The organism is Corynebacterium gottingense (assembly GCF_007559235.1).
Lineage (GTDB): Bacteria > Actinomycetota > Actinomycetes > Mycobacteriales > Mycobacteriaceae > Corynebacterium > Corynebacterium gottingense.
In genome coordinates, this window is sequence record NZ_VMHH01000006.1 from 1 (window position 1) to 24,524 (window position 24,524).

The window sequence follows — 24,524 nt, forward strand, 5'->3', positions numbered from 1 at the left end:
TGCCCACCGCCCGCCGGCCCACACCCCCACCCGCGTTCACCTCATCGTGGACACGGGCATGAACCGTTCCGGGCTGGACGAGGACGCGTGGCCGGAGGCCTTCGCGCGGGCGGCGCGCGCCGAGGCAGAAGGGGCGATCCGCGTCGTCGGCTTGATGAGCCACCTGGCCTGCGCGGACGACCCGGGCAACCCGTTTACCGCGGAGCAGCTCGCCGCGTTTGCCCGCGCCCAGGCGCAGGCGCGGGCGGCGGGCCTGGACCCGCGGGTCAACCACATCGCAAACTCGCCGGCCCTGTGGACCTGCCCGGAGGCGCACTGCGAGCAAGTACGCCCGGGGCTGAGCTTGTACGGCGATGAACCGGTGCCGGGCCAGAACCACGGGCTGCGGCCCGCGATGACGTGGGCGGCCCGCGTGGTGGCGGTCAAGCCGATCGCGCGCGGGGAGTCCGTGAGCTACGGCCTGACCTGGCAGGCGCCGGAGGACGGGTACACGGCGCTGGTCCCGGTGGGCTACGCCGACGGGGTGGGGCGTTCGTGGCAGGACCAGTTCGGCGCCACTATCGGCGGGCAGTGGTACCCGCAGGTGGGCAGGGTGTGCATGGACCAGATTGTGCTGTGGCTTGGCGCGGATGGTGCCACCGGTGCCAGCCCCGTGCGCCCGGGGGACGAGGCGGTGCTCTTCGGCGACGGCGGCGTGAGCGCGGACGAGCTGGCGGGCGCGGTGGGCACGATCAATTACGAGGTGCTGTGCGCGCCCAAGGGCAGGACGGTGCGGGAGTATGTTGGGGAGGGAAGAGAGGGGCGTCGATAAGCGAAAGGCGAGGGAGACACGTGCAACGAGTGTGCGAAACTGCGGCTGAGACGAAGGCGCTCGGCCGCGAGCTCGGCGCGACCCTGCGCGCGGGCGATGTAGTGATTCTGGACGGGCCGCTCGGCGCCGGGAAGACGACGCTGACGCAGGGCATTGCGGACGGGCTCGGCGTGAAGGGGCGGGTGACCAGCCCGACGTTTGTGATTGCGCGGGAGCATCGGTCGCTGTCCGGCGGCCCCTCGCTGATTCACGTCGACGCGTACCGGCTGCTCGGTGAGGGCTCGAGCGGCGACCCGCTCGGCGAGCTCGACGCGCTGGACTTGGATACGGAGCTGGACCGGGCCGTGGTGGTTGCGGAGTGGGGCGGCGGGCTGATCGAACAGCTCGGGTCGCGCTACCTGCTGGTCACGCTGGACCGCGAGACGATGGTGCGCGAGGACCCCGACTCGGAAGGGCGCATTATTGGCTGGGAGTGGCGCGGCGGCGAGCCGGGTGAGGGGCAAACTGGCGATCCTGGTCAGTCAATGTAGGCTTTAGCCCATGCTGAAGCTCTCCAACACCAACCGCGGATGGGTTGCGCTGGCCTGCGCTTTGTGGGTCGTGCTGCTCGTCGCGATGATTTTCATCCCTATGTCCCGCTCGAATGCGCAGGCGGCCTCCGCGACGCCGACGAACTCGCTGCAGGACTCCATCGAGGAACTCAACCCTAGCGGCGACGCGCTCATGGGGCAGATGCTGGACCCGAGCCAGATTTACGACGCAGAGCAGTACATGGGATTTACCACCCTGTGCCCGACCGAGCCGCCGGAGCTGCTGAACAGCAAGCTGGAGGCGCTGCACCTCTCCCAGGATGACCTGGAGATGAGCGCCGACGAGAACGCCAGCGATGACGAGAAGAACACCGCGTACGTCGCGCTGCTGAAGCAGGATGAAAACGCCGAGCCGGGTCTGGACAAGGTGGATCTGCGCTACGTGGACATCTGCCAGGCCCCGGCCACCACTGCGTACCCGCTGCAGACCCCGATCATCGTGGGCAAGCAGGACGGCAAGTGGTTCATGATGCCGGCGCAGTAATGCTTGTACTCGCACTCGACACGGCAACGACAGACCTGGTCGCGGGCCTGGCGGAGGTCTCCGACCCCGCTGACCCCGCCAGCCCTACTTCCTGCGAGGTAATCGCGGAATCCGTGACCGCCACCCGCGCCCACAACGAGTTGCTCGTCCCCACGGTGACGCAGCTCCTTCAGGGCGCGGGTCGCGCGTTTGCGGATCTCGACGCCATCGTGGTCGGCTGCGGCCCCGGCCCGTTCACCGGCCTGCGCGTGGGGATGGCAACGGCGTCCGCGTTCGGCCAGGCCCTGGGCGTCCCCGTCCACGGCGTGGTCACGCACGACGCGGTCGCCGCTTTGCTGGACGCCCCCTCGGCCCTCGTGGTCACCGACGCCCGCAGGCGCGAGGTGTACTGGGCGCGTTACGACGCCGGCGCGCGCGTGGACGGCCCCGACGTGGTGGCCCCGGCGGCGTTGAAGTGCCCGCCGGTGGCGGTCTGCTCGGTCCCCGGGCAGCTCGCCGAGCAGCTCCCCGAACGACTCACAGCGCAGGCGGAGCGGGTGACCTACCAGGCGCCCACCACCGCCGGTCTTCTCGCCGCCGCCGACCTCACCGCGACTCCCGGCCCGCTGGTGCCGCACTACCTGCGCCGCCCGGACGCCGTCCCGCCGAAGGTGACCCCGAGGTCGCCCGCCCTGCCGGAGGTGGACCTCTCCCAGTTCCGCGCGCCGGGGAAGTAAGGGGAGCACGTGCAGTTTCGGGAACTGGTCCCGGCGGACGCCGTACGCGTGGCCGAGCTGGAGCAAGCCCTGTTTGCGGGCGATCAGCCGTGGACCGAGAAGATGCTGCTGGCGGAGTTTGCCCAGCGCCACACCTTCTACGTCGGCGCCTTCGATGGCGGCGACACTGACGGCGACACTGACGGTGGCGTGCTCATCGGCTACGCCGGCCTGGCCATGCTGGGCCCGCGCGAGGACCCCGAGTTTGAGATCCACACCATCGGCGTCGACCCGGCGCACCAGCGCCGCGGCGTCGGCCGAGCACTGATGGACCAGCTCCTGCACACCGCCGACCTGCTCGACGGGCCCGTGTTCCTCGAGGTGCGCACAGACAACGCCCCCGCGATTGCCATGTACGAGCGCTACGGCTTTGCCACCACCGGCGTGCGCAAGAACTATTACCAGGCGTCGGGCGCGGACGCGTACGCTATGATGCGCCCCCGCAGGACCGCGCGGGGAAGTCATACATCACCAGAAGGGGAGCAGGAAGCATGATCGTGCTGGGGATTGAATCGTCGTGCGATGAGACCGGCGTGGGCATCGTGGATCTGCACCCGGACGGGACGATGGAGGTCCTCGCGGACGCCGTCGCGTCCTCGATGGAGCAGCACTCGCGCTTCGGCGGCGTGGTACCGGAGATCGCCTCGCGCGCCCACCTCGAGGCCATGCCGCAGGTCATGGAGGCCGCGCTGCGCGAGGCCGGCATTGCCAAGCCCGATGCCGTCGCCGCGACCGTCGGCCCGGGCCTCGCCGGCGCGCTGCTGGTCGGCGCGTCCGCGGCGAAGGCGTACGCCGCCGCCTGGGGCGTGCCCTTCTACGGCGTGAACCACCTCGGCGGCCACGTCGCGGTGGCCAATCTGGAGGGCGAGTCCGAGCTGCCGCACTCCATCGCCCTGCTGGTTTCCGGCGGCCACACCCAACTGCTCGAGGTCCAGGCCGTGGGCCGCCCGATGCGGGAGATGGGCTCGACACTTGACGACGCCGCCGGCGAGGCCTACGACAAAGTCGCCCGCCTCCTCGGCCTCGGGTACCCGGGCGGACCCGTGGTGGACAAGCTGGCGGTGCAGGGCGACCCGAATGCCATCGCGTTCCCGCGCGGCCTTTTCAAAGCGCAGGACCTGCGCGGGGAGCACCGTTTCGACTTTTCCTTCTCTGGGCTGAAGACCGCGGTCGCCCGCTACGTGGAGGCCGCTGAACGAGAGGGGCGCGTCATCAGTATGGAGGACGTGTGTGCCTCCTTCCAGGAAGCGGTGTGTGACGTGCTCACCGCCAAGGCCGTCATGGCCTGCGAGGACACCGGCGCGCGGACGCTGCTGCTCGGCGGCGGCGTGGCGGCCAACTCGCGGCTGCGCGGGCTCGCGCGCGAGCGCTGCGAGGCCCACGGCATCGAGCTGCGGGTACCGCGTTTCACGTTGTGCACGGATAACGGCGTGATGATCGCGGCGCTGGCCGGCCAGCTCATCCACGAGGGCGCGCGGCCCTCCCCGCTGTCCACTGCCACCGACACGTCGCTCGAGGTGGAAACGCCGCTCGTCGGCGCGTGACCCTGGCTCAGAGGAAATTTTGCTCCTGCACAGATGCTGGGGAGTGACTATGTTGGTGGGCGAGAGTAGATCACTGCACCAGAGCAGCACTGCGCCAGGGAGGATTGCTGACCATGACTGATGCATCACACGCCACGGGCCACACGCCGGAGACCACGACGAATCCGGAGCAGGCGGACCGGGAGCGGTTCGGCTTCCTGGTGTCGCCGGACCTGAGCTACCGCCGCATTGTGTTTGATGAGGACACGGCGCGTGACTTCCTTGGCGGGATGCACGACGACTTCGTTGACGTCGCGTTTGAGCAGGAAGGCAACCGCTTCCACGCGCTGTTCAACCCGGAGGCACGCGCTCAGGGCGCGGAGCCGAACCCAGTGGCCTCCTTGGCGCGCAACACCGCGGCGACGAACAACCCGGCGTTTCTCACGGACCCGACCCGCGCGATCTGCGGGCCGGTCATCTTTACCAACCGCGAGGGCAAGAGTGTGGAGGAGCGCACCATCGAGTCTGTGGATCAGGCGATCCGCGCGGTGCAGAACTACCGCGAGGACAATCCGGAGGAATACGAGCTCTGGCGCAACGCAGTGCTGAACGCGGATCACGCGCAGTAGCGATTTCGGGGGGCCGTGTTGTTGTGACTTAGCACTCGTGTGGGTAGAGTGCTAACCAGGTTGTGTAGAGCACAGTTGTTTACCCGCGACGACGGCTGCGCATCGAGACAATCGAGACAACTGCAAAACCTGCAAGATTGCAACGCAACATCACGAAAGGTCACCAAGGTACCGATTATGGCAAACGTCAATATCAAGCCGCTGGAAGACAAGGTTCTCGTCCAGATCGCAGAGGCTGAAACCACCACCGCCTCCGGCCTGGTTATCCCGGACTCTGCCGCTGAGAAGCCGCAGGAAGCCGTCGTCATCGCTGTTGGCCCGGGTCGTCTGGACGACAACGGCAACCGCGTCGCCCCGGACGTCAAGGAGGGCGACACCGTCGTGTTCTCCAAGTACGGCGGCACCGAGCTGAAGTACAACGGCGAGGAGTACCTGCTGCTGTCTGCTCGCGACCTGCTCGCTGTCGTCGAAAAGTAAGCGAAAGGGGGCTTAGCCACCAATGGCAAAACTTATCGCTTTTGAACAGGAAGCCCGCGAGGGCATCCAGCGCGGCGTGGACATCCTCGCCGACGCAGTCAAGGTCACCCTCGGCCCGCGCGGCCGCAACGTGGTCCTCTCCAAATCCTGGGGCGGCCCGACCGTGACCAATGACGGCGTGACCATCGCGCGTGACATCGACCTCGAGGATCCGTTTGAGAACCTCGGCGCGCAGCTGGTCAAGTCCGTCGCCGTCAAGACCAACGACATCGCTGGTGACGGCACCACCACCGCGACCCTGCTCGCGCAGGCGCTCGTGTCCGAGGGGCTGCGCAACGTCGCCGCCGGCGCGAACCCGATCGAGCTGAACAAGGGCATCGCCGCCGCGGCGGAGAAGACCGTGGAGGAGCTGCGCGAGCGTGCGACGCCGGTCTCGGCATCGTCGGAAATCGCGAACGTGGCCACGGTTTCCTCCCGCGACCCGGAGGTCGGCGAGATGGTCGCCGGCGCGATGGACAAGGTGGGCAAGGACGGTGTGCTCACCGTCGAGGAGTCCCAGTCCATCGACTCCTACGTGGACCTCACCGAGGGCATCTCCTTTGACAAGGGCTTCCTGTCGCCGTACTTCATGACGGATCCGGACGCCGGCCAGGCCGTGCTCGAAGACGCGCGCGTCCTGCTGGTCCGCAACAAGATCTCGTCGCTGCCGGACTTCCTGCCGCTGCTGGAGCAGATCGCGGAGGCGTCCGTGCCGCTGCTGATCATCGCGGAGGACGTCGAGGGCGAGCCGCTGCAGGCCCTCGTGGTCAACACGATGCGCAAGACCCTGAAGGTCGCCGCCGTCAAGGCGCCGTACTTCGGCGAGCGCCGCAAGGCGTTCATGGACGACCTGGCCGTGGTCACCCAGGCCACCGTCATTGATCCGGAGGTCGGCGTCAACCTCAAGGACGCCACCCTCGACCAGCTCGGCCGCGCACGCCGCGTCACCGTGACCAAGGACGACACAGTGCTTGTCGACGGCGCGGGGACGGCCGAGGCCATCGAGGAGCGTCGCAACCAGATCCGTCGCGAGATCGAGTCCACCGATTCCACCTGGGATCGGGAGAAGGCAGAGGAGCGCCTGGCCAAGCTGTCCGGCGGCGTCGCTGTCATCCGCGTCGGCGCTGCCACCGAGACCGAGGTCAACGAGCGCAAGCTGCGCGTCGAGGACGCCATCAACGCCGCGCGCGCCGCGGTGCAGGAGGGCGTGATCGCCGGCGGCGGTTCCGCGCTCGTGCAGATTGCGAAGGAGCTTGAGTCCTACGCTGAGCAGTTCGCGGGCGAGCAGAAGGTCGGCGTGCTGGCCGTGGCCCGCGCGCTGCGCAAGCCGGCGTACTGGATCGCTGACAACGCGGGCCTGGACGGCTCCGTCGTTGTCTCCAAGATCGCCGAGATGAACAACGACGAGGGCTTCAACGCCGCCACGCTCGAGTACGGCAACCTCGTCGAGCAGGGCATCATCGACCCGGTGAAGGTGACCCACTCCGCAGTGGTCAACGCCACCTCCATCGCCCGTATGGTGCTCACCACGGAGGCATCCGTGGTGACCAAGCCTGCCGAGGAGGACGAGGCCGCAGGTGCCGCTGGCCACGCAGGCCACGCGCACTAGCGGGACGCACACCGCGCGCCGGTTGGACCGGCAAAATGCCCCGGGACTTAAAGTCCCGGGGCATTTTGCGTGGGCGCTACTTTGCGGAGGCCGCAGCAGGCACCTTCACGCTGCTGCCGTGCCCGCCGCGCAGGATCACCTGGCGCTCGGACTCGCTCATGCCGCCCCAGATGCCGTACGGCTCAGCGACGCGGAGCGCGTGCTCGCGGCACTGCTCGAGGACGGGGCAGGTGTAGCAGATCGCCTTCGCGCGGTTCTCGCGCTGTGCGCGGGCGCGTCCGCGCTCTCCATCCGGGTGGTAGAACACCTCGGAAGCTTCGCCACGGCATGCGCTGTGGAGCTGCCAATCCCAGAAGTCTGCGTTCGGTCCGGGAAGCTGATGCGGCAGGGACATTATCGTAGAGGCTCCTTGTAGAGAATGTGCTGAAGAGAAAGCGTGTGAAGTTGTGCAGGCGGGCCGCGCGGGGCGTCACCGATTTCGAAGTGTCCACCGCCTTGGTAAACGATAGGTTTCCCATGGGTGTCCCACAGCTGTATTCGCGCAAGCAACGCCGAAAAAATGCACTGTGAGCAGGGTGGATGATAAAGGTAAAGCGCTGGTGAACTTTAAGGGAACCTTGGAAGAGGTGCGGAAAATGCCGGGGAGGTGGCGTCGATAAGCGCTCTGTGGGCGTGTGTGCCTACTGGACCGCGGTGCAACATTATGGTCTGCGACCTATTACACTTCCTACGGTTACTTAAAACGGTGGACCTTAAGCCGGCGAGCGAGCAAGGAGCGAGATGACGACTCCCCACGATGAGGACGAGCTGCAGCGGCTCGTCCCTCTCGCCGTCGACGGGGACAAGCGGGCGCTGCAGCGGGTGCTGGCCATCGTGCACCCGATGGTGCTGCGCTACACCCGCGCACGCATTGGCGGGCACCGCATGCCCACGGCGGAGGACGTCGCGCAGGAGATCTGCCTCGCGGTGGCCACCTCGATCCACCGCTACGTGGACCAGGGCAAGCCGTTTATGGCGTTCGTGTACGGCATCGCGTTTAACAAGGTCGCTGACGCGCACCGCGCGCTCTCGCGCGATAAGCTCACCCCCACCGAAGAGGTGCCGGATGCGGAGTTTCACGGCCTGACTCCGGAGGAGTTTGCACTGGTGGGGGACGGGAGTAACAGAGCGCGCGCGTTGCTCGATGTACTCAATGACAAGGCGCGCGACATCATCATCCTGAGGGTGTTCGTTGGCCTTTCCGCAGAGGAGACGGCGCAGGCTGTGGGCTCGACCGCGGGTGCGGTGCGAGTTGCCCAGTACCGTGCGCTGGCGACGCTGCGTAAAAAACTGGAGGAAGGGGAGTTGCACAATGACTCGGCGCGATGATGAGGCCACCGAGGAGTTCGCCGCGGTAGCCGACGTAGACGCTTGGCTTGATGCGATCGCCGCCGGCGAGGACCCCTCCGGCGGCGAGGATGAGCTCGCGGCACTCTTCCTGGACTTGAAGGGCGAGGTGGATCGTCCTGCGTCGGAGCCGCTGCTTATCGACGCCACGTCGACCCCCTCCGACAACCCCGACGCCTCCGACGCCCCCGACGAGACCGGTACAGCAGGTTCCGTCATCCCGTTCCGCAGCGTGTCCCGGAAGCCGCGCCGGTCGCGCCGTGGTGTGAGCCCGTGGGTCTCCGGCCTGGTCGGCGCTGCCGCGGCGACCGCCGTCGTCACTGGTAGCGGGGCGGCGCTCTACAATGCGACCCCTGGTTCGCCCCTCTGGGGCCCGGCGACCGCAGTCTTTGGTGACCGCACCGCGGCCGTCGAGCTGGCCGCCACGCTCGACGAGCTCGAGGCGGCCAACGACTCCGGCGACAAGGACGCGGCTTCCGCGCTGTTCGAGCAGGCCAGGGCGCTGCTTGCATCCATGGAGCCGCGGGCAAATCAGGGCCGGGACGGCGAAGAGGGCCGGGTCCCGATCACCACGATGCGCACCAAGGTCTCCACGGTGACGGTCACCCCGTCGCCCGCTGAGCCGCCGGCTTCCGCTCCGGAGCCGCAGACCGTGACGGAAACGGTGGTGCCCTCAGCCAGCCCGCAGCCGACCCTGGAGCAGCCGGCGTCCAGCGCTGCCGCCCGGCCGAGCGCTCAGCCGTCCAGCCAGGCCGGCCAATCCAGTGCCGTTCGCCCGAACCCACTACCTCAACCGAGCGCGGCTGCGCCAAGCCAGGGCACAGAGTCCGGCAACGAGGAAAACGCTACGGACGGGGCGGTCGCGCCGTCGCAGGTGGATTCGGGTGCAGCCGGGGAAAGCGAGGGCGCCGGGGCGGTGGAGGACCACAGCGACGCGCTTGGTCAGGCGCAGAACTACTAGGAAGCGCCGGGCCCGAAGTTAGCGGGCCTCCAGGCCGTCGAGGAACCCCATGGCGTAGTCCCAGGTGACGTAGGCGTCGTAATCAATCTCCGCGCTCGGTTCGTGCACCGGCGGGAGCTGGTTGCGCAGGGTGGCCAGCATGTTGTGTTCCATGATGGCCCAGTCGTAGTAGTGCCATTGCTCGCAGTCTTCGCACATGAAGTAGATGCCGCGGATGCCGCGGGGCTGCAGGCGGCGGATGCAGTCGCGAACGCACTGCAGGTCGCGCAGCACGTCGGCACGCTCCTGCGGGGAGAGGGGTTCCGGGAGCGCGTCATCCTCAATAAACGACGCCGGATCGTTCGGGTCATCCGCGAACGGGTCCTTGGGCATCATGTCATCAAAGTTCACACCACCAACCCTATGTGCTTTGCGGGCCCGTGCCAATTCCCCCGCCTTACGTGAAACGGCGCTGACGATATATCATGACGGAAAGTAAACGGTGTGACCCGCGCGGGAGAGGAGACGCAGCAAAATGGCAAATGAACGAGTTCTCACAGGTGGCGACGACCCGAACAAGGTGGCGCTGCGGGGCCTGACTTTTGACGATGTGCTGCTCCTGCCGGCCGAGTCCCACATCGTGCCCGCCGAGGTGTCCACGACGTCCAAGTTCAGCCGCAACATCACCCTCGGCATGCCGATTGCGTCGGCGGCGATGGACACCGTCACCGAGTCGCGTATGGCCATCGCCATGGCCCGCCAGGGTGGTATTGGCGTGCTGCACCGCAACTTGAGCGCGCAGGACCAGGCGGAAAACGTCGACGTGGTCAAGCGCTCTGAGTCTGGCATGGTGACCAACCCAGTCACCGCGCGCCCGGACATGACCGTGAACGACGTGGACGCGCTGTGCGCCCGGTTCCGGATCTCCGGGCTGCCGGTCGTGGACGAGGACGAGCGCCTCGTGGGCATCATTACCAACCGTGACATGCGTTTCGAGCGCGACTACGAGCGCAAGGTCGCCGAAATCATGACGCCGATGCCGCTGGTCGTTGCAGAAGAGGGCGTGACCAAGGAGAAGGCGCTCGAGCTGCTTTCCGCAAACAAGGTGGAGAAGCTGCCGATCGTGTCCAAGGACGGCAAGCTGGTCGGCCTGATCACCGTGAAGGACTTTGTGAAGACGGAGCAGTACCCGAACGCGTCCAAGGACGCGAACGGCCGCCTGCTCGTCGCCGCCGGCATCGGCACCGGTGAGGACTCCTACGACCGCGCCGGTCTGCTGGCCGAGGCCGGCGTCGACGCCCTCGTGGTCGACTCTGCCCATGCGCACAACAACCGCGTGCTGGAGATGGTGGCGCGCGTACAGAAGGACTTCGGCGACCGCCTCGACGTCATCGGCGGTAACCTGGCCACCCGCTCCGCGGCGCAGGCGATGATCGACGCCGGCGCGGACGCCATCAAGGTGGGCATCGGCCCGGGCTCGATCTGCACCACCCGCGTTGTCGCCGGCGTCGGCGCGCCGCAGATCACCGCGATTATGGAGGCCTCCGTGCCGGCGCACAAGGCGGGCGTGCCGATCATTGCAGACGGCGGCATGCAGTTCTCCGGCGATGTGGCCAAGGCCCTGGCCGCCGGCGCATCGACCGTCATGCTTGGCTCCATGCTCGCCGGTACCGCCGAGGCCCCGGGCGAGATCGTCGTGGTGGGCGGCAAGCAGTACAAGCGTTACCGCGGCATGGGCTCCATGGGCGCCATGCAGGGCCGCGGCCTGACGGGGGAGAAGCGTTCCTTCTCCAAGGACCGCTACTTCCAGGCCGATGTGACCAGCGAGGACAAGCTGGTGCCGGAGGGTGTTGAGGGGCGCGTGCCGTTCCGCGGCGAGCTCGACTCCATCACCCACCAGATCGTCGGCGGCCTGCGCGCAGCGATGGGCTACACCGGCTCCGCATCGATCGAGGAGCTGCAGACCAAGCAGTTCGTCCAGATCACCACGGCTGGCCTGCGCGAATCTCACCCGCACGACATCACCCAGACCGTCGAGGCACCGAACTACCGCCACTAGGATCGAGTTGTAACAACACCATGCACGAATACGTGGAAATTGGCAGCGGCCGTGAGGCGCGCAAGGCCTACGACCTCCGCGATCTGTCCCTGGTCCCGGCGCGCCGCACGCGCTCGTCCAAGGACGTCGACACCACCTGGCATATCGACGCTTACACGTTCGACCTGCCACTGTGCTCGCACCCGACGGACGCGCTGGCCAGCCCAGAGTTTGTCATTGAGATGGGCAAGCAGGGCGGCCTGGGCATCCTCAACGCGGAGGGCCTGCTGGGCCGTCACGCGTCGTTTGCGGACTCCGTGGCCAAGGTCGTCGGCGCGGCGAGCACCGACTGGCACGAGATGGAGACCATGCTGCAGTCCCAGTCGCGCGGCACCGCCGTGCTGCAGGAACTGCACCAGGCGAAGTTGGACATGGACCTGTTTGCGGAGCACATGGCGCGCGTGCGCGACTCGGGCGCGACCGTCGCGGTGCGCGTGAGCCCGCAGAACGCGCGCGAGCTGGCGCCGCACCTGATCAAGGCGGGCGCAGAGATCCTGTTTATCCAGGGCACCATCATCTCCGCCGAGCACGTGCAGCAGGGCGGCGAGCCGCTCAACCTGAAGGAGTTCATCGGCTCCCTCGACGTCCCGGTGATCGCCGGCGGCGTCTTTGATTACAGCACCGCGATGCACCTCATGCGCTCGGGCGCGGCCGGCGTGATCGTCGGCTCGGGTCAGTCGAACCAGAACATGGCGCTGGACGTCCCGCTGGCCACCGCGATCGCCGACGTGGCCGCGGCGCGCCGCGACTACCTGGATGAGACTGGTGGCCGCTACGTCCACGTCCTCGCTGACGCGGACGTGCGCACCTCTGGCCAGATTGCCGTTGCGCTCGCGCTGGGCGCGGACGCGGTCATGGTGGGCGAGCCGCTCGCTCGCGCCGCGGAGGCCTCCGGCGAGGGCATGTACTGGGAGTCGGTGCTGGGGCACCCGCGCTTCCCGCGTGGTGAGATGCGTCGGGTGGTTGCTGCCGAGGAGCGCCAGCCGCTGGAGATTGTGCTGCACGGACCGTCGCACGACCCGTACGGCACCATGAACCTGGTGGGTGGCCTGCGCAGGATCATGGCGAAGTGCGGTTACACGGACACCAAGTCGTTCCAGAAGGTGAGTCTGACCGTCCGAAACTAATCGGATATTGCGCACAAATACCTGATAGATTGAGACCCACTATGGCCTACGACGTGATTCTGGACCGGGACGTGACGGACGGCCCGCAGCACCTGGTCGAGGTGGATGACATCTTCTTCTCGGTCACGGATGCCAAGGGCATCATGACCGACGTGAACGAGGTGTTCATCTACTACGCCCAGTACCCGCTGGAAGAGATGATCGGCAAGCCGCACAACCTCATCCGCCAGGACGAGATGCCGGGCGGCGCGTTCAAGGCCATGTGGGACTGGATCCAGGCCGGCAAGCCGTTCGCCGCCTACGTGCGAAACTTGGCCAAGAGCGGTTCGGCGTACGACGTCTTGGCCACGGTCACCCCGCTGCCGGGGGACCGCTACCTGTCGGTGCGCACCCGGCCGATGACGCACTACTTCCAGGACGCCGCGAAAGTGTACCAGGAAGCGAACGTCGTTGAGCACAAGGCGAAGGCCGAGGGGGTCGGGCGCCGGAGGCGGGCCGAGCTCGGGTGGGAGCGGATCTGCGAGTTCATCCCGGACTACGACGCGTTCATGGCGGAGATCCTGCCCGCCGAGGTCGCCGCGCGCGAGGAGGCCGGCTTTGTCCTCCCCGAGGGCGAAGGTGAGGTATACGAGGCCACCGCGGCGCTGTACGCGGAGCTGGAGAGTTTCATGGGCATCCAGACCTCCATCAAGCAGTCGGCCGAGGAGCTCTCGCGCGCCTGCCAGACCCTGTTGGAGGAAAACGCCGTGACCAACCGGGTCAAAGGCGAGATGGAAAACGTGGTGGCGGAGGGCGCCACCCGCACGCTGTTGCTCGCACCGCTGCAAGTGTGGGCCACCATGCGCGGGATTATTGATGAAAACGCGCAATCGCTCGCCGAGGTCGCCGAGGAACTCCAGGACCGCGCGGCGAAGGCCCGCACTGCGATCGCCCTGGCCCGCCTCCACGCCGCGCAGACGGCGACGTTCTCCGCGGAGGAGGACCGGATTGAGTCGATGCAGATGCTTTATGACGCGATGGAGGTCGCCCTCCGCGACATGGACAACGCGGTGTTCCTGCACTCCTCGCTGGCCAACCGCGTGGAGCTGAAGGTGAACTCCATCTCCGAGCTGACCAAGATGCCGCTGGAGATGATCCGCCGCTGGTCCCAGTCCACCGCGCAGCAGCCGGTGGGCCAGAGCATCGACCCGCTGGTCGCGCAGGTGGAGCAGGCCATTCAGGCTGCCGACGCCTCCATCGCCCAGCTGCAGCTCTCGTCCAAGGACCTCGGCGAGGACCCCTCGGTCGACGGGGTGCACGACGCGCTTGAGCGCCTTCGCCGGGCCGTCTACTAGGCGTGCGCACGCACGGGCGCGCCGCTTCCTATGGAATTTTGCGCCAACGCCTACTAGTTTCTATGGAAGGCTCATGCGCCCCTTTCTCTGGCGCGTGTCGTGCTCTAGTCCGGCGGAAAGTTTGGGAGAACTGAAATGCGTGGACGGATTGTTCGTTCTGCAGTAGCACTTGTCACCACCACCGTGACTGCCGTCGCGTTGTGCGCGCCGCCAGCGTCGTCAGCCCCTGCGGCCTCCGACGTGTCTAACCTGGCCGAGGCACCGCTTGGCGACGCCGGCGCGAGCGATTACCCCCTGTTCACCTACTACCGGCCCGAGTTTGGCAACTGGCTGTACGTCCTGCGCGACCAGGTCAATCGCGGCGACGCGTTCAACCCGCCGGTGTACGCGCACTTCATCCCCGAATACGAGCAGGTGACGCCACCGCAGCCGCTGACCTACACCAAGCTCGACGGCCCGGAGTGGCTGGAGGTGGACTCCAACACCGGGCAAATCCGCATCACCAACGACATCTCCGCGTACCTCCGCATGACCAACAGGCTGACTACGCCGGAGCAGGTGACGTCGCTGAGCGTGAAGGTGACCTACCCGGACGGTCACGACTGGGCGCAGCACCTGACCGTGGTGCTGTTTGACAACGAGGAGAGCTACGAGGCGTACAACAACCCGGCCACGGTGGAGGAGCCGCGGTTTGCGCGCCGCCCGATCCCGCTGACCCCGGGAGAGACGCTTACGCTGACCCGGAAGGACATTTCGTGGAAGGACCCGCAAGCACAGTGCGGGGAGAAGCCGGGCGAGGAACTGGTGCGGTGCAAGGAACGCGAGACGCCAGGGTTCTGGCCGGACGGGATCTGGGACGCCGACCTGGTCGTGGAGCCGCAGCCGCAGGAAGAAAACCCTGGCAATCCGCTCCTTGATCCCCAGTACGTCAACGTCGAGGTGGTCAACGACGCGAACGGCCAGTTCCAGGAGCTGCGCATCCATGCGGAGAAGAAGCTGGAGGAGCTGACCAACCAGGGCTACGCGGGCGGCGCGCTGCCGATCCGCTTCCGCTGGAAGGCCCACGACGGCGAGTCCTTCACCACGTTCGACGACAGCACGATGGAAGAGGCGTGGGACACCGTCCCGCTCTACGTCTTCTTTGGCAACCTGTCCGACAAGGACAACTACGTCCCCCGCGCGGTCGCTCCGATCACCACCGCGACGGGGCAGGAGGGAAGCGCCGCGCTCCCGGAGTTTGATTCCGCCGGCATCGCGGGCGACCTGGAGCAGCCGGTGAACCCCACGTTCACCGTGGTTGGCAAGGACGCCGAGTGGGTATCCGTGGAGAACGGCCGCATCGTGGCGCGCCCGACCGCGCCCGAGCACGTGGGCAAACACAAGGTCCAAATGCGGGTGGACTTCCAGGACGGGTCGCACTCCCGCTTCGGTGTCGACGTGACCGTGACCCCGCTGGCCGCCCAGTACGAGCCGCGCTGGGACGACGCCACGCTGGAGCGCGGAACGACCACGATGCGCGTCCCGCTTGCCGGTACGCTGCCGGGCGAGGACGCCACGACTTCGGTCGCAGCCGACACCGACGGGTTCGCCGCCACCGCCAACGCGGACGGCTCCATCACCGTCACCGCGCCCGCCGACGCCAAGGTCGGCACGACCGCGACGCTCACGGCGACAACGAAGTACTCCGATACTACGGAGGGCAAGCCCGACACGGTTGACACCGACACCTTCACCGTCACCGTCGTCGCGCCCCCGGGGGATAACGTCGCTGACCTGGGCGATGCCCCTTACCCGACGCAGCGGGTCGCCCGCGACGAGGAGCGCGAGGTCGCCGCCCCCGCGGGCGAAAACATCGCGTTCGCGCCGGTCACGGAGGCTGACTCGGGCGCGCCGGGCTACACCGGGCCGACGCCGACGTGGGCGCAGGTAGACGCCGACGGCGCGATCACGCTGCGCCCGGACGCGAAGGTCCCGTCGGGCCTGGTGCGGGTGCCGGTGCGCGCGGAGGATGGCAGCGGCAACGTCCGCATCATCGAGGTCCCCGTCACGGTCGGCGCGAACCGCTCCGAGGTTGCCTACCCCACGCGGACCGAGGCGCAGGTGGGCGAGCCGGTGACCATCGCGCCGCTCGAGGGCGTGCGCGAGGGGTTGGAGTTTGCGGTTGTTGGGGGTGAGGGGAGCGTCGATAAGCAAGGCACCATTTCGTACACCCCGAAGCTTTCGCAGGCCGGCGAGCGGACGCTGCGCGTGCGCGTGACCGACCACAGCGGCGCGACTCGCGACATCGAGGTCCCGGTGACGGTGCGCACGGTCAGCGACCGCACCGCGCCGACCTGGGCCGATGCCAGCGCGCCGCAGGGCGAGCCGATCGAGGTCGCCAATTCGGGCGACTCGGTGGAAGGTGCGGTGGTCGAGGCATCGCTTATCGACGCCACATCTTGGTCCGCCTCCGCCAACGGCGACTCCGTCACCGTGCACCCCGGCGCGGGCGCGAAGGCGGGGGACCGCGCGACGCTGCGCATCACCGCCACCTACGGCGACGGCAGCAGCGACACGCAGGACGTGACCGTGCGGGTGACCGACGCGCGCGCCTACCCCGAGGGGACGGTCGTGGCGCCCGCGGGGGAGACAACCCGGTCTGAGGCCCCGGGCGGGTTCGGCGACTCGGCCACGTTCGCCCTGGCAGAAGGCTCGCCGTATGGCAACTGGGTGGCGATCGACCCCGCCACCGGCGCCGCGACGCTCACGCCCGCCGCGCGGAAGCGCGACCCCGAGTTCGTCGCGGCCGGGTCCTACGACATCCCGGTGGTGGCCACGCTGCCCGGGGGCGAGCGCGTCCAGCTGACCCTGCCGGTAGCGGTGACCTCGCTGGCCGCGAACCTGCACCCGAAGTGGCGCGACGTCGCGGGCGCCGCCGGGGCGCAGTTGTTGTCCGCGAACGTCGGCGACGCGCTGCCGGAGGGCACCGTCGTTGCCGCGACCGGCCCCGGCGGCTGGGACGTCGCGCTCACGGACGGCGAGGGCACCGTGACGCTGCGCCCGCCCGCCGGTGCGAAGGTCGGGGACGCCACCCCGGTGCGCGTTGCGCTGACCTACCCGGACGGCAGCACGCAGGACGCGGCGTTTACCGCGAAGGTGGCGCGCGGCGGCCAGTCGACTACGGCGACCCCTCAGACGACGCGGGCGACTGCGACGACGCAGGCGGCTGCGACAACGCAGGCGACTACGACAACGCAGGCGAGCGCCACGACCGTGACCGCAGAGCCAACAGCGACTGCGCAGCCCGCAGAGTCGGCGCAGACTGCAAAGCCGGTTCGGCCGACGGCCACGACGCCCGCTGTGCCGACAACCGCGACAACTGAGGCGTCGTCAACGACAACGACCACTGTCACGTCTCACACGACAACCTCTGTGCCCACCACGGCGCCAACCACCACCCCGCCGCGGGACGGGGTGCAGGGCAAGCCGGGCTCGTCGAGTAGTGGGTCTACGGGGAGTGGGGTCGGCGGGTCGTCGACAAGCATGCTCCTCGCGCTGGCGGCCAGCCCGCTGCTGCTGCTCGTCCCGATTGCGCTGGCACAGCAGGTACAGGTGCCGGGGCTGACACCGGCGCTTGATGAGCTCGACGCGCAGCTGCGCGCGCTGCCACCCGAGGTCACCGGTGCGCTGGATGCTGCGCTGGAGGGGTCAGGCTTCCACCTCGGCGGAGCCGCTGCCGCTGGCGGGGTGGTGCTGACCAGCATCGTTGCGCTTAGTATTGCGATTGCGGCGGGTCAGGCGCAGGGGCAGGGAGGATCGTCGGCCCCGCAGTAGGCCGCGGTAGACAGGGCCAACTGGGCGCGCGTGGTGCCGCGGCGGGGCCGTGGGCTAGACTCTGTGCCGTGACTACTCCGCAAAATCGCCCCGTTCTTGTCGTCGACTTCGGCGCCCAGTACGCGCAGCTCATCGCCCGCCGCGTGCGCGAGGCTCGCATTTACTCCGAGGTCGTCCCGTCCACCATCTCCGCCGCTGAGGTGCGCGAGAAAAACCCGGCCGCGCTGGTGCTCTCCGGCGGCCCGTCGTCGGTGTACGCCGAGGGTGCCCCGCAGCTGGACCCGGAGATCTTCGAGTTGGGTCTGCCCATCTTTGGCATCTGCTACGGCTTCCAGATCATGACCCAGACGCTCGGCGGCAAGGTCGCCGAGACCGGGGCCAGGGAGTACGGCCGCACCAATATGCTTGTCGACGGCGGCGTGCTCCACGCCGACACCCCGAACGAGCACCCGGTGTGGATGTCGCACGGCGACTCCGTCACCGAGGCGCCGGAGGGCTTCACCGTCACCGCGTCCACCCCGGGTGCACCGGTGGCCGCCTTCGAGTGCGTGGACAAGAAGCTCGCCGGCGTGCAGTACCACCCCGAGGTCATGCACTCCCCGCACGGCCAGGAGGTGCTCACCCGCTTCCTCACCGAGGTCGCCGGCCTGGAGCAGAACTGGACTGCCTCCAACATTGCGGAGCAGCTGATCGAGCAGGTGCGCGAGCAGGTCGGCGACGGCCGCGCTATCTGCGGCCTGTCCGGTGGCGTGGACTCCGCCGTCGCCGCGGCGCTGGTGCAGCGCGCGATCGGCGACCGCCTGACGTGCGTGTTCGTGGACCACGGCCTGCTGCGCCAGGGCGAGCGCGAGCAGGTGGAAAACGACTTCGTGGCTGCGACCGGTGCGAAGCTGGTCACCGTGGACGAGCGCGAGGCCTTCCTGGGCAAGCTCGCCGGCGTGACTGAGCCGGAGGCGAAGCGCAAGGCGATCGGTGCGGAGTTCATCCGTTCCTTCGAGCGCGCCGTCGCCGGAATCCTGGCGGATTCCGGCGAGGATGAAAGCGTTGACTTCCTCGTCCAGGGCACCCTGTACCCGGACGTGGTGGAGTCCGGCGGAGGCACCGGCACCGCCAACATCAAGAGCCACCACAACGTCGGCGGCCTGCCGGACGACGTGGAGTTTGAGCTCGTCGAGCCGCTGCGCCTCCTGTTCAAAGATGAGGTCCGCGCTGTCGGCCGCGAGCTCGGCTTGCCCGAGGAAATCGTGAACCGCCAGCCGTTCCCCGGCCCCGGCCTGGGCATCCGCATCATCGGCGAGGTCACCCAGGAGCGCCTGGAAACCCTGCGCGCAGCCGACGCCATCGCGCGCGAGGAGCTGACCAAGGCTGGCCTGGACGAGCAGATCTGGCAGTGCCCGGTCGTGCTGCTTGCCGACGTCCGCTCGGTCGGTGTCCAGGGCGACGGTCGCACCTACGGCCACCCGATCGTGTTGCGCCCGGTTGCCTCCGAGGACGCGATGACCGCCGACTGGGTCCGCGTGCCGTACGAGACGCTCGAGGCGATTTCCACCCGCATCACCAACGAGGTCGCAGAGGTCAACCGCGTTGTGCTGGACGTGACGTCCAAGCCGCCGGGGACCATCGAGTGGGAGTAACTCCCGCCTCGACGAAAGCGCCGCCCGCCTTGCAGAACCTGCAGGGAGGCGGCGCTTCGCGTTGCAGGGGTCTCTTTAGGCGCCGGCACGCAAGTGTCTAGGGCGCATCTGCGCCACGCTCGTCCTTGTCTGGAGTTGGCAAGAAGGCAGTCGCACTCGTGCCTAAGAAGACGAGGACGAAGAGCACCCATAGCCCTGGGGGAAGGTAAGGCAGCAGCGCCCCCGGGTACGCCGAGACTGCGACATGGACGGCGACCGTGTACCAGATGCCCACTAGGAGCGCTGTCAGCATGGCAACACAGTACGGAAAGAGGATTGCCCAGAACTCTGCTCGCTGGATCGCGCCTTGGGTACGGCCCAGAAGACGCAGTGGTGAGAAGAACGCATGCAAATTGGCCCGCTTGCCCATCACAGAGACCGCGAGGACCAGGCAGATCGCCAGCAGAGTGTAGGCCGCGGTGGGTACGAAGCCGGCGGTTCCGTCGCCGTGGGGCCCGTACATGATCTGGCTATCCATATCCACATGCCGTACCCAATCCTGCGCGGACTCCACTCGGAGATGATCCGGTGCGCTAGCCGATTCTGCGACCACGGGAAGCCCCCATTCCGGTTTGACCGGAGACTCGCTAGAAATACCGGAGAACGGCACCATGAAGTCTGGGTAGAAGGGGCTGTGAGCTTTCACCGGCGCCGCGGGCGAGAGTAGCTGCCCTATCACGTGGTCATTCGATCCGGCCAGAGAATAGTCATTCGCCTTCTCCATCGGTACGGAGGTCTCCCCCGCGGATTCGAAGTCCGAAGGCTGCCAGTAGACGACCCCACGGCAGTCGTCGCCGATCTCCTCACATACACCGTCTGCTTCCTGCGCTTCCAGTAGGCGAAAATCTTGGCCAACGACGACTGGGACCGTTTGGAAATTCTGGGAGCCTACGTAATTTGCCGCCCATAACGAGGTCTGTGCACCTGTGAAGCTTGCCAGCGGAATGGCTACGAGCGCGGTAGCAAGCCCCACCCTCGAGGTCGTCCCGACGGTTTCGGAGGAGCGGATGCCTAGCGCGGGTGCCGACCATCCGCTCACCTTTTTGATCGCTGCGGCTGCCCAACGAGCTAGCGCCCGGGCGAAGGTGCCGGCAAGTGTGACAGCGAGGAACGGCAAGGTGAAGACGAATATCAACACGACAGGCCCTGGCGGAGTCGTCACCATACACCAGATACCCGCGGCAATATTGACCACTGCGAGCACTAGGCCAACCAGCCCCACCAAGGATTTGGACTTACCTTCTGTCGCCGCTCCCAGATCCCCGGTTTTGGCCAGCACCTTGTCGACGTTGAGAATCCCCACGCCGAGGAGGTACAAGGGGACTAAGACCAGCAGTGACGACCAGGCAACGTCAATGGGCGAGCCCCAGTGATCTGGCAGCTGTTTGTTGAGCCCTAGCAGAATCACCTTGAAAAGCGGCGCCGCTAACAACCGTCCCAACACGACCGCCGAAGCGCTTGCCAGAAGCGCCAGGCACGCCCCTTGCAGGAGCAGGTGCCTGGTGAAAAACGCCCTACCTATGCCGAGAATCCGCAGCGCTTGCACGGTATTTCGGTGGTCAGCGATAAAATTCTGATGCGCCAACCGGACCCCGGCGAATGCCGGGATGATCGCAATCAGGCTCATATTCGTCACGCCGGCCTTGAAGTCGCTGCTTCCGCCAGTCGAGAATGCGACGTAAAGGATGGTGCCGACGAGCGTGCCTATTACTACCGCAGCCAGTACGATTCCCCCGATGAAGGGGCGCGCCGTCACCGACAGCTCTCTCCGGTAGGCGGCGGTGGGAGTCATGGTCTTCATGAGCTATGCCCCATCTGCAGCAGCGTTTTTGCCTGCCCGTCGAAAAGCTCACGGTGGGAGCAATAGACCACTATCGCTCCCCGCTTCGCCGACTGGCGCAACAAGTCCTCGACCACGGTGACATTCGCTCCATCAAGCGCGCTGACGGGCTCATCCATGAGCACCAAGTCCGGTTGGGAAGCTAGTGCCTGGGCCACCGCAACGCGCTGGCGTTGACCCCCGGATAGCTCCCCCGGCAGGGCTTCTGTGAAAGGCTGCATGCCCAACGTGCCAAGTAGCTCATCCCTGCCCTGGGCGTCGAGGCCCTGTCCGGCGACGTGAACTGCCAGCTCGAGGTTCTCCCGGCAGCTGAGGCTAGGCAGGAGGGTCGGTGCCTGTGGTGCGTACCCGACGTGCGCGGCCCGCCACGAGGTTAGCTTCTTGGCCGCGCCCTTTCCGAACCGTTTACCGTCGATGGTTACCCTGCCTTCACTGGGTGAGCGCAGACCGGCTAACAGATCCAGAACCGTGGATTTACCGCTTCCCGATGGGCCCCGGACTTCGTAGATGCCAGGCCGTGACAACGACAGCGCGGCATCCCGCAGAATATATGGCCCATATTTCGAGTATCGAAAAGAGATTTTATTCCAAACTATTGCGACCATCACAATTCCTATCTTGTTAGAGCGCATACGCTACCCAAGTACGGGTGCTGCGATATTCACGTAGCGTTGTCAAAAGGCGTTCGACAATTTCATCGTTTAAACCGTTCGTCGGCGCATCCAGAATGATCCCGCGACGGCCCAATGTCAGGGCATAGACAATTGACAATCTTTTCATTTCGCCACCCGAAAAAGCGGCGCCAACCTCAACCACTACATCTTGCGGTGCCTGATCCACTCCGGACAACTACAGGACAAAATCAACGCACTCTAAAACCGGAAGGGCCCCTTAAGGCTCGCGGACGGTGACGTTGCCGATGTTGGTGGTGGCGTTGATACGCAGTGTCTTGCCCGGTGCATCGGGGTTGACGGTATCGGTGGGGCAGTCGGTCGAGCCGAGGTTGGTCGAGCAGTGCACCTCGACCGGCACGTCCTTCGGCAGCACGACGTCCACGTTGCCGATGTTGGTGTGCAGCGTGGCGGTGCGCTCCTGATCGAGGGGCGGGAGGTCGCGATAGTCCACGTTCACGTCGCCCATGGTCTCGGAGACGTCGTTGACCTCGGTTTCCGTGGTGGTGGTGATATTGGAACCGCCGAACATGTTGCCCGCGTTACCGTTCTCGACGACGGCGGAGATCACTCCCAGGACGAGCACGCCGACCACGACGGCGATGGCGATCCACCAGCTGCGCTTGGAGCCTTTCGGAGGCGTGTCGTCGTCGGAAGCGTCGGCCTCGCTGTTCGGATCCGGCAGGTGCCACAGCTCCGGTGCAGCACCGAGTGGGTCCCACGTCGGCGGGGTGGCGGGGTGCGGGAATTCCGGCGGGGTGGTCAGGTTCGCCGTGGCGGATTGCGCGTAAGGGTTCTCTGGGGATTCGGCCGCGTCTGCTCGCCACGCGGTGGATCCGCCTGCGTCGGTGTTACCGGGGGCGGTGTAGGGACCGGACGGGTGAGCGTCGTGAAGCGTGCGCCCCTGCTGCGGCACGAGGAGCCCAGCGGGTGGCTCCGGGGCGCGCTGGTAGAGCAGGTACCAGCCCAGCCCGAAGAGCGCGAAGGTGATGGCGGCGCTGTAGATGGTGGTGCCGTCGCTGGCGTAGGACAGGGACGGGAAGAAGACGAACATGCCGATGAGCAGCCAGATCGCCAGAGTGCGTTCTTTTTTGCCCGTCTTCGACTCGCGCGCGATGTTGCCTCGGCCGGTGGCGAGCGCGGACCAGGGGCTGAACGGGACGCCGAAGCGGCCCATGTTGATCCAGCACAGGAAGTAGAGGAATAGGCCGCCGCCGAAGCAGAGGGTGAGGACGACGAAGGCGATGCGGATGATCACGGGGTCGATGTTGTAGCGTGCGCCGAAGCCTTCGGCCACACCGGCGAGGACCGCGTTGCCGCCCTGGTCCTTCGGGATGCGGGGCGGGCGGGTCTCCCACATCTTGGTGAAGGTCTGTGTCGTTTCCATACCTTCATTATCGCCGGTCAGAGGTGGTGCGACCATCCGGAATTCCCCTGAACTTTGCGCGCGGCGGGGTGCGCGGAAAAGTCAGGGTTGTCCCCGATCCGCGCTGCAGGTGCGGGTGGAAGAATTGAGGGCATGGCAAAATCCACCCCGTACGCAGCGCAGCCCCCCGCACTGTATTCGCGCTTCACCCGCAGCCGCCGCAACCTCATGGTGGCAGGCATTGCCTCGGGCCTGGCGCGGTATCTCGGGGTGGACGAGCGCTGGGTGCGCCTGTTTTTCATCGTTGGCGCATTCGTCGGCGGCGCTGGCGCGTTGGCCTACGCGGCGCTGTGGATGACCACGCCGCTGGAGCCGAAGACCACCGACGCTGAGCCGGCGGTGACACCGGAGATTGTGGGACATCAAAGCTGGACGCGGGTGGTCAACCTCGTGCTGGTGGCGGTGGCGGTCGCGGGCGCGCTCGTCTCGCTGAAGGTGTCGAGCGGCTTCGGTAGCTCGGTGGTGCTCGTCCTCGGCCTGTTTACCGTGGGCGCGGTGCTGGCGCTGCAGGCCTACGACAGGGAGATGGGGACGACGGCGAACGTGATCGCCTTGTCGGTGGGTGCGCTGCTGGTGATGGGCGGGGTGTTTGCAATCGCGATGCTGGGCGAGCGCGCAGGCATCACCGGGGTGGTGGTGTCGGTCCTGGTCACGGTGTGCGGCGTGGCGGTGCTGGTCATCCCGCTGCTGATGCGCCTGACCTCTTCGCTGCTCGCGGAGCGCGAGGCGAAGGCGGTAGCGGATCAGCGCGCGGAGATCGCCGCCCAGCTGCACGATTCGGTGTTGCAGACCCTCGCCCTGATTCAGAAGCAGGCCGAGCACCCCGAGGAGGTCGCCCGCCTTGCGCGCGGCCAGGAGCGCGAGCTTCGCGCCTGGCTTTTCGACGCCCCCGAGCACCCCTCGACGACGCCCACCTCACTCTTCCAGGCGCTCAACCTGGCGGCCGGGGAGGTCGAGGACGCCTTCGGCGTGGTGATCCGACCCGTCACGGTGGGCGAAGACCCGGCGCTCACGGAGGGCAACGAGCCGGTGGCGCTGGCCGCGCGCGAGGCGATGGTGAACGCCGCGAAGCACAGCGGCGCCGAAGCGATCGACGTCTACGCCGAAAACCTCGCCGGCCAGCTCGCCGTGTTCGTGCGCGACCGCGGCGCGGGCTTCGACCAGGGCTCGATCCCGGAGGACCGCCACGGGGTGCGCGACTCCATCGTTGGACGCATGGAGCGCGCCGGCGGGACGGCCCGGATCACGTCGACGCCGGGGGAGGGGACGGAAGTGGAGCTGACGCTGTAGGCACCGTTA

General features: G+C 67.2%; 23 protein-coding genes. 17 read left to right on the top strand and 6 right to left on the bottom strand.

The genetic code is table 11. From position 1 onward, the window contains the following. The 9 genes from alr to groL form a co-directional block, all read left to right on the top strand. Positions 1 to 811 (top strand): alanine racemase (gene alr, locus FPH17_RS07710; RefSeq protein ID WP_154879612.1); only part of this gene is annotated, 811 nt, incomplete at its 5' end. A 20-nt stretch (positions 812 to 831) separates the two neighbouring features. Then, complete coding sequence (gene tsaE / locus FPH17_RS07715) at positions 832 to 1,341, top strand: tRNA (adenosine(37)-N6)-threonylcarbamoyltransferase complex ATPase subunit type 1 TsaE (protein ID WP_244288081.1); 510 nt, start codon at positions 832 to 834, stop codon at positions 1,339 to 1,341. 10 nt (positions 1,342 to 1,351) lie between these two features. Beyond that, complete coding sequence (locus FPH17_RS07720) at positions 1,352 to 1,885, top strand: hypothetical protein (protein WP_154879614.1); 534 nt, start codon at positions 1,352 to 1,354, stop codon at positions 1,883 to 1,885. Continuing rightward, positions 1,885 to 2,601 carry a tRNA (adenosine(37)-N6)-threonylcarbamoyltransferase complex dimerization subunit type 1 TsaB gene (gene tsaB, locus FPH17_RS07725; RefSeq protein ID WP_154879616.1) on the top strand — a complete coding sequence of 239 codons (717 nt, stop codon included), beginning with the start codon at positions 1,885 to 1,887 and terminating at the stop codon, positions 2,599 to 2,601. The genes FPH17_RS07720 and tsaB overlap by 1 nt, the downstream gene beginning before the upstream one ends. Before the next feature lie 9 nt (positions 2,602 to 2,610). Continuing rightward, positions 2,611 to 3,135, top strand: coding sequence for a ribosomal protein S18-alanine N-acetyltransferase (gene rimI / locus FPH17_RS07730; RefSeq protein ID WP_154879618.1), 525 nt, complete (start codon positions 2,611 to 2,613; stop codon positions 3,133 to 3,135). Then, on the top strand, positions 3,132 to 4,184 hold the full coding sequence (tsaD, locus tag FPH17_RS07735; RefSeq protein WP_154879620.1) for a tRNA (adenosine(37)-N6)-threonylcarbamoyltransferase complex transferase subunit TsaD: 1,053 nt from the start codon (positions 3,132 to 3,134) through the stop codon (positions 4,182 to 4,184). Before rimI ends, tsaD begins: the two co-directional genes overlap by 4 nt. 113 nt (positions 4,185 to 4,297) lie before the next feature. Further along, positions 4,298 to 4,792, top strand: coding sequence for a hypothetical protein (locus FPH17_RS07740; RefSeq protein WP_233125644.1), 495 nt, complete (start codon positions 4,298 to 4,300; stop codon positions 4,790 to 4,792). Positions 4,793 to 4,969: 177 nt separating this feature from the next. Continuing rightward, positions 4,970 to 5,269, top strand: coding sequence for a co-chaperone GroES (gene groES / locus FPH17_RS07745; RefSeq protein WP_038588532.1), 300 nt, complete (start codon positions 4,970 to 4,972; stop codon positions 5,267 to 5,269). Positions 5,270 to 5,291: 22 nt separating this feature from the next. Then, positions 5,292 to 6,917 carry a chaperonin GroEL gene (groL, locus tag FPH17_RS07750; RefSeq protein WP_154879622.1) on the top strand — a complete coding sequence of 542 codons (1,626 nt, stop codon included), beginning with the start codon at positions 5,292 to 5,294 and terminating at the stop codon, positions 6,915 to 6,917. 76 nt (positions 6,918 to 6,993) lie between these two features. Here groL and FPH17_RS07755 read toward each other — a convergent pair whose 3' ends face one another. Beyond that, positions 6,994 to 7,311, bottom strand: coding sequence for a WhiB family transcriptional regulator (locus FPH17_RS07755; protein ID WP_095546773.1), 318 nt, complete (start codon positions 7,309 to 7,311; stop codon positions 6,994 to 6,996). A 386-nt stretch (positions 7,312 to 7,697) separates the two neighbouring features. Here FPH17_RS07755 and FPH17_RS07760 point away from each other — a divergent pair, with 386 nt between their 5' ends. Both FPH17_RS07760 and FPH17_RS07765 read left to right on the top strand, forming a co-directional pair. Further along, positions 7,698 to 8,285, top strand: a complete 588-nt coding sequence (locus tag FPH17_RS07760; protein WP_154879624.1) for a sigma-70 family RNA polymerase sigma factor — start codon at positions 7,698 to 7,700, stop codon at positions 8,283 to 8,285. After that, positions 8,269 to 9,264: a hypothetical protein gene (locus FPH17_RS07765; protein WP_154879626.1), complete on the top strand. Its 996-nt coding sequence runs from the start codon at positions 8,269 to 8,271 to the stop codon at positions 9,262 to 9,264. Before FPH17_RS07760 ends, FPH17_RS07765 begins: the two co-directional genes overlap by 17 nt. An 18-nt stretch (positions 9,265 to 9,282) precedes the next feature. On the opposite strand, the gene FPH17_RS07770 is transcribed toward FPH17_RS07765, so the two are convergent. Then, positions 9,283 to 9,654 (bottom strand): DUF5319 domain-containing protein, encoded by a 372-nt coding sequence (locus FPH17_RS07770; RefSeq protein WP_203085461.1) that lies wholly within the window; start codon positions 9,652 to 9,654, stop codon positions 9,283 to 9,285. A gap of 124 nt (positions 9,655 to 9,778) precedes the next feature. Between FPH17_RS07770 and guaB the strand changes: the two genes are divergently transcribed. The 5 genes from guaB to guaA all read left to right on the top strand — a co-directional run bounded on the left by guaB (position 9,779) and on the right by guaA (position 19,249). Further along, entirely contained in the window at positions 9,779 to 11,302 is a 1,524-nt protein-coding gene (guaB, locus tag FPH17_RS07775; RefSeq protein WP_095277789.1) for an IMP dehydrogenase, read from the top strand. Positions 11,303 to 11,322: 20 nt separating this feature from the next. Further along, on the top strand, positions 11,323 to 12,468 hold the full coding sequence (locus FPH17_RS07780) for a GuaB3 family IMP dehydrogenase-related protein (RefSeq protein ID WP_154879628.1): 1,146 nt from the start codon (positions 11,323 to 11,325) through the stop codon (positions 12,466 to 12,468). A gap of 41 nt (positions 12,469 to 12,509) precedes the next feature. Beyond that, positions 12,510 to 13,802, top strand: a complete 1,293-nt coding sequence (locus FPH17_RS07785) for a PAS domain-containing protein (protein WP_154879630.1) — start codon at positions 12,510 to 12,512, stop codon at positions 13,800 to 13,802. Positions 13,803 to 13,937: 135 nt separating this feature from the next. Beyond that, complete coding sequence (locus FPH17_RS07790) at positions 13,938 to 17,615, top strand: Rib/alpha-like domain-containing protein (protein ID WP_154879632.1); 3,678 nt, start codon at positions 13,938 to 13,940, stop codon at positions 17,613 to 17,615. Positions 17,616 to 17,683: 68 nt separating this feature from the next. Then, a complete protein-coding gene (guaA, locus tag FPH17_RS07795) occupies positions 17,684 to 19,249 on the top strand; it encodes a glutamine-hydrolyzing GMP synthase (RefSeq protein ID WP_244288082.1) in 1,566 nt (521 codons plus the stop codon). Positions 19,250 to 19,346: 97 nt separating this feature from the next. Here the strand turns inward: guaA and FPH17_RS07800 are convergent, their stop codons facing one another. Genes FPH17_RS07800 through FPH17_RS07815 form a run of 4 tightly spaced genes read right to left on the bottom strand, consistent with a single transcriptional unit; the run spans position 19,347 to position 23,186 of the window. Next, positions 19,347 to 21,089: an FtsX-like permease family protein gene (locus FPH17_RS07800; protein ID WP_154879635.1), complete on the bottom strand. Its 1,743-nt coding sequence runs from the start codon at positions 21,087 to 21,089 to the stop codon at positions 19,347 to 19,349. Further along, positions 21,086 to 21,760 (bottom strand): ABC transporter ATP-binding protein, encoded by a 675-nt coding sequence (locus tag FPH17_RS07805; RefSeq protein WP_095553399.1) that lies wholly within the window; start codon positions 21,758 to 21,760, stop codon positions 21,086 to 21,088. Before FPH17_RS07805 ends, FPH17_RS07800 begins: the two co-directional genes overlap by 4 nt. Beyond that, positions 21,750 to 21,968 carry an ATP-binding cassette domain-containing protein gene (locus tag FPH17_RS07810; protein ID WP_154879637.1) on the bottom strand — a complete coding sequence of 73 codons (219 nt, stop codon included), beginning with the start codon at positions 21,966 to 21,968 and terminating at the stop codon, positions 21,750 to 21,752. The genes FPH17_RS07805 and FPH17_RS07810 overlap by 11 nt, the downstream gene beginning before the upstream one ends. 51 nt (positions 21,969 to 22,019) lie before the next feature. Continuing rightward, entirely contained in the window at positions 22,020 to 23,186 is a 1,167-nt protein-coding gene (locus FPH17_RS07815) for a PspC domain-containing protein (protein WP_167496795.1), read from the bottom strand. A 132-nt stretch (positions 23,187 to 23,318) separates the two neighbouring features. Here FPH17_RS07815 and FPH17_RS07820 point away from each other — a divergent pair, with 132 nt between their 5' ends. Next, positions 23,319 to 24,515, top strand: a complete 1,197-nt coding sequence (locus tag FPH17_RS07820; protein WP_154879641.1) for an ATP-binding protein — start codon at positions 23,319 to 23,321, stop codon at positions 24,513 to 24,515. Positions 24,516 to 24,524: the final 9 nt, after the last annotated feature.

Bases quoted from the DNA above. Each gene is read 5' to 3' on its own strand.
- FPH17_RS07720 (WP_154879614.1), top strand. From the start codon at position 1,352: ATGCTGAAGCTCTCCAACACCAACCGCGGATGGGTTGCGCTGGCCTGC.
- tsaB (WP_154879616.1), top strand. From the start codon at position 1,885: ATGCTTGTACTCGCACTCGACACGGCAACGACAGACCTGGTCGCGGGC.
- tsaD (WP_154879620.1), top strand. From the start codon at position 3,132: ATGATCGTGCTGGGGATTGAATCGTCGTGCGATGAGACCGGCGTGGGC.
- FPH17_RS07740 (WP_233125644.1), top strand. From the start codon at position 4,298: ATGACTGATGCATCACACGCCACGGGCCACACGCCGGAGACCACGACG.
- groES (WP_038588532.1), top strand. From the start codon at position 4,970: ATGGCAAACGTCAATATCAAGCCGCTGGAAGACAAGGTTCTCGTCCAG.
- groL (WP_154879622.1), top strand. From the start codon at position 5,292: ATGGCAAAACTTATCGCTTTTGAACAGGAAGCCCGCGAGGGCATCCAG.
- FPH17_RS07755 (WP_095546773.1), bottom strand. From the start codon at position 7,311: ATGTCCCTGCCGCATCAGCTTCCCGGACCGAACGCAGACTTCTGGGAT.
- FPH17_RS07760 (WP_154879624.1), top strand. From the start codon at position 7,698: ATGACGACTCCCCACGATGAGGACGAGCTGCAGCGGCTCGTCCCTCTC.
- FPH17_RS07765 (WP_154879626.1), top strand. From the start codon at position 8,269: ATGACTCGGCGCGATGATGAGGCCACCGAGGAGTTCGCCGCGGTAGCC.
- guaB (WP_095277789.1), top strand. From the start codon at position 9,779: ATGGCAAATGAACGAGTTCTCACAGGTGGCGACGACCCGAACAAGGTG.
- FPH17_RS07780 (WP_154879628.1), top strand. From the start codon at position 11,323: ATGCACGAATACGTGGAAATTGGCAGCGGCCGTGAGGCGCGCAAGGCC.
- FPH17_RS07785 (WP_154879630.1), top strand. From the start codon at position 12,510: ATGGCCTACGACGTGATTCTGGACCGGGACGTGACGGACGGCCCGCAG.
- FPH17_RS07790 (WP_154879632.1), top strand. From the start codon at position 13,938: ATGCGTGGACGGATTGTTCGTTCTGCAGTAGCACTTGTCACCACCACC.
- FPH17_RS07800 (WP_154879635.1), bottom strand. From the start codon at position 21,089: ATGAAGACCATGACTCCCACCGCCGCCTACCGGAGAGAGCTGTCGGTG.
- FPH17_RS07805 (WP_095553399.1), bottom strand. From the start codon at position 21,760: ATGCGCTCTAACAAGATAGGAATTGTGATGGTCGCAATAGTTTGGAAT.
- FPH17_RS07815 (WP_167496795.1), bottom strand. From the start codon at position 23,186: ATGGAAACGACACAGACCTTCACCAAGATGTGGGAGACCCGCCCGCCC.
- FPH17_RS07820 (WP_154879641.1), top strand. From the start codon at position 23,319: ATGGCAAAATCCACCCCGTACGCAGCGCAGCCCCCCGCACTGTATTCG.